This window comes from Levilactobacillus lindianensis (assembly GCF_003946095.1).
Lineage (GTDB): Bacteria > Bacillota > Bacilli > Lactobacillales > Lactobacillaceae > Levilactobacillus > Levilactobacillus lindianensis.
Map to the genome: position 1 here is coordinate 1 of NZ_RHOD01000054.1, position 3,472 is coordinate 3,472.

The window sequence follows — 3,472 nt, forward strand, 5'->3', positions numbered from 1 at the left end:
CATGCCGAACACGGAAGTTAAGCTTCAGCACGCTGATAGTAGTTGGGGGATCGCCCCCTGCGAGGATAGGACGTTGCCACGCGAACGAAAGAACCCTGTGAGGGTTCTTTTTTTTTGCAAAAAGGAAAAGTGGAATGGGCGCATGACCTCAGCGCCAGTGTGCCTGGCAACGCAGTGCCGTCAGGAACAAAATGGTCGTGTAGATTCGGACGATTTTCTGAAGCTACTGGTCACGTCTGCTATCTATGGCTAGGGAAAACGTACAAACGAATCAAAACCGCAATAAGTTATGGACGGCATCTTGGGTTGTGGACGTTCCAGTTCTGATAGTGATGTGTCGCTAAATTGACGTTCATTTCAAGTGGCTGATAATGATCGAACACATTACGGTCAAAAAGCGAGTACCGGCCCACTGAGCAAGATTAGAAGAATAGTCAATTTAAAAAGGTAACGGTACTTCCATGCAGGAAGGTCGTTACCTTTTTTGAGCAGTTACAGTACGCCTTATAGAGGACGATCACTCTAGCGTTGTGTGACCTTAGTCGATCGCGATTGCCAGCACTTTCTGACCAATACGATGATAACGACAAGGCCACTGAATTGGCAGGTCGTCATTAGGCCAAAGCCCATGTTAAAGGCGTTGATACTCCCACTAACGAGACTGAGTGTGGCAAATACCGTTAAGCCAATCCAATGTATCTGCTTCGTCCAAGTGTTTGGGTGGCGCCGGGCAATGCCCAAGTTGAGCATAAGACCGATCAGCAAGAGAATGAGAAAGTCCATCCAGTAAAGAGCAGGGAAGGTTGAAAATTGGGTGACGCGTTCCACCAGGAGAACGCCGAAGAGGACTACTAATAGGCTGGCGTTTGGGTGGGCAACTGGTTTCGTTACGGGTGCGGTTGCCGTGCCCTGTAAGAGGTCATCTACTGGGACGGCATATAGAGTAGCTAATTGGGTAATGGTGGCGATGTCCGGTTGGTTCCGGCCAGTCTCCCAGCTGGAAACGGTCTGACGTGAGACGTGCAGTTGGTCTGCCAGTGCTGTTTGGGTCAGCTGTTGCGTTTGGCGGAATTTTTTCAGACGCGCGCCTAGTTCTGTCGATGCCATGGGGGTACCTCACTTCCTTGATAATTGCTATTAACTCTAGCATAGAGAATCGTCTGGAAATAGCAAGCTATTCTCGCTAGCATCCGTATCATTCCGAGATTTGAACGGGTACGCTGAAAGGGAGTAGAGGAGATGATGTCCAGTGCAAAATGGACAAGCGAAAATGGTTCAGGTAACCGGGCTACGAAAAAAGTTCGGTCGCCGTGTGGTCTTACGTGATGTGAATTTCGCATTTTCAACTGGTGCAGTTGTCGGCTTAGTCGGGCCCAATGGTGCGGGCAAGACGACCATCATGAAAGCATTGTTGGGACTGCTAGCCACGGATGCTGGTAACGTTCAGATTTTGGGACAACCCGTTTCGGTCAATACCCATACTATCGTGACCCAACAGGTTGGCGCGCTCATCGAACGCCCAGCAATTTATCCGTTTCTGACTGGCTGGCAACATTTACAACTGATGACGACTTCCGCAGAATAAATGACGTGGGTGGTGCAGGCCCTCCAAATGGAAACCTATATTCACCGGCCGGCCAAGCGGTATTCACTCGGCATGAAACAAAAGCTGGGAATTGCCATGGCGTTGGTGAATCGCCCACGGTTAGTCATATTGGACGAGCCGATGAATGGGTTGGACCCACAGTCGGTTAAGCGATTGCGCCATTTGATCGTTCAATTGGCACGGGGAGGGACTACATTTCTAATTTCCAGTCATATTTTGAGTGAGTTGGAAAAGATCATTGATACAGTGATTCTAATTAATCAAGGACAAGTGTTGCTGCAACGGACGATGGCCCAGTTTCGGGAATCGGCGCGGCAATCTTTAGTGGTGCGGACGACGGAGAATGCCCGGGCTTTGCGGGTACTTTTACAGGCAGATTACCCAGTGGCACGGCAACTTAGTCGTGACGAAGCCGGTTGCGTTGACGCCCTTACTGCTGACCCTACTTGACGCGCATATCCAGATTTTAAAGGTGAACCAGCACGAGGAAGATCTAGAGACGGTTTTGTTACGCTTATTAGTGGAGAGGAAGGTATAGGTTATGGGACAATTATTACAACAGGAGTTTTTTAAATTCAGACATCAGCGATTGGCATGGCTCGCACCGGTCATCTTGGTCCTTTTAATGGCGGGACTGGCAATGACGGCACATGGGGCATCGGTCAGTGATCGGAAATTTTATGTTTCATCGGCGTATGGCGGGTTCCAATGGCTGACAATACTCATTATTGTGATTGGCGCCAGCTGTGTGACAATGGAGTTTGAGTACGGGACCATTAAACAGTTGGCGATTCAGGTGAATCATCGCTGGACGATCTTTGTGGGGAAGTATGTTTTAGTCCTCGGCTATAGTGTCTTACTCCATGGAGTAGTCATCCTCATGACACTATTGCTCAAGGGGAGCGGTGAGCGAAACCTCTCGTGGCAGAACGTCTATCTCTACCATCAAGCCTTATTGGCAAATTTGGTGACAAATGCAGCATTGGATATTTATGGCGGCGTAATGATTGTTGGGCTAGTCTTCTTACTGGCAAGTTGCAGTCATAACAGTGCGGCGGCGATTGCTATTGGTGTTGGTGTTTGTTTCGTTGGGGAGGGTGTGTCCAGTCTATTATTGCAGTCGTTTAAGTCGTTGCTGCCAGTGATGAAATGGAATCCGTTTAATATGTTCTTCCTGCAGGAGGAGTATGGCAATCCTAGCTACCAGCAGAATGTGACCCATTTGACGATTCAACAGTTGAGTGTCGGGAATCTTGTATGGGCGTTGTTCTTTGTTGGGGTAGGTGCAGTGATCTTTTCAAGGCGGCGGATTTAGGTTGAGGAGGGTGCCGGAAACATGGTTTGCAGGCTAGTTATGACGACAGGCGTTACGGCGACATTGTACCAAGGGGAGCTTCTGGGCCCAAAACAGGGAGGAGGATGAGATGGTCCTGGAGCCGCTGCAAGCGAACAGTGGGGGGATTGACATTAAATTAGAATTTTTGTTGACAGGCAGATGATGTGCATGGTATATTATCTAAGTTGTCTTTTACGACAGCAGCTCGTTAATTTAAAAAGTTAAATTGTTTGTTGACAAGTAGTCTGACAAAATGGTATATTAATTGAGCTGCTTCGTTAGAGGCAACAAACGACAAGAATTATTATTTAAAACTTCTTGTTGACATTCATATCAGCTAAATGGTATGATAATTAAGTTGTCTGTGAGAGCAGATGACGCGGTAGACCTTTGAAAACTGAACATTGTTTCGACAAACCAAATATGTGTAGGGCGGTTTGATATTTATATCAAACCCAAACAATATTTGCGAAGTCAATTCGCTTTTATAAAAAAGTAACAACAATCGATGAGCTATTCAAGCCATCATC

Annotated in this window: 2 protein-coding genes and 1 pseudogene; 2 read left to right on the forward strand and 1 reads right to left on the reverse strand. The window is 47.4% G+C overall.

Going from position 1 to position 3,472, the window contains the following annotated elements; all coding sequences use genetic code 11:
• Nucleotides 1-522 precede the first annotated feature (522 nt).
• Complete coding sequence (locus EKM70_RS11175) at nt 523-1,107, reverse strand: helix-turn-helix domain-containing protein (RefSeq protein WP_125547810.1); 585 nt, start codon at nt 1,105-1,107, stop codon at nt 523-525.
• Nucleotides 1,108-1,270: 163 nt separating this feature from the next.
• Between EKM70_RS11175 and EKM70_RS11540 the strand changes: the two are divergent.
• Together EKM70_RS11540 and EKM70_RS11190 are read left to right on the forward strand one after the other, a co-directional pair.
• Nucleotides 1,271-2,056, forward strand: a pseudogene (locus EKM70_RS11540) (ABC transporter ATP-binding protein).
• Between the two features lie 91 nt (nt 2,057-2,147).
• Nucleotides 2,148-2,921, forward strand: a complete 774-nt coding sequence (locus EKM70_RS11190) for an ABC transporter permease (RefSeq protein ID WP_125547816.1) — start codon at nt 2,148-2,150, stop codon at nt 2,919-2,921.
• The last annotated feature ends 551 nt before the right edge of the window (nt 2,922-3,472 follow it).

What these genes read in the sequence shown, in the direction of transcription:
- EKM70_RS11175 (WP_125547810.1), bottom strand. Translation starts at nt 1,107, where the DNA reads ATGGCATCGACAGAACTAGGCGCGCGTCTGAAAAAATTCCGCCAAACG.
- EKM70_RS11190 (WP_125547816.1), top strand. Translation starts at nt 2,148, where the DNA reads ATGGGACAATTATTACAACAGGAGTTTTTTAAATTCAGACATCAGCGA.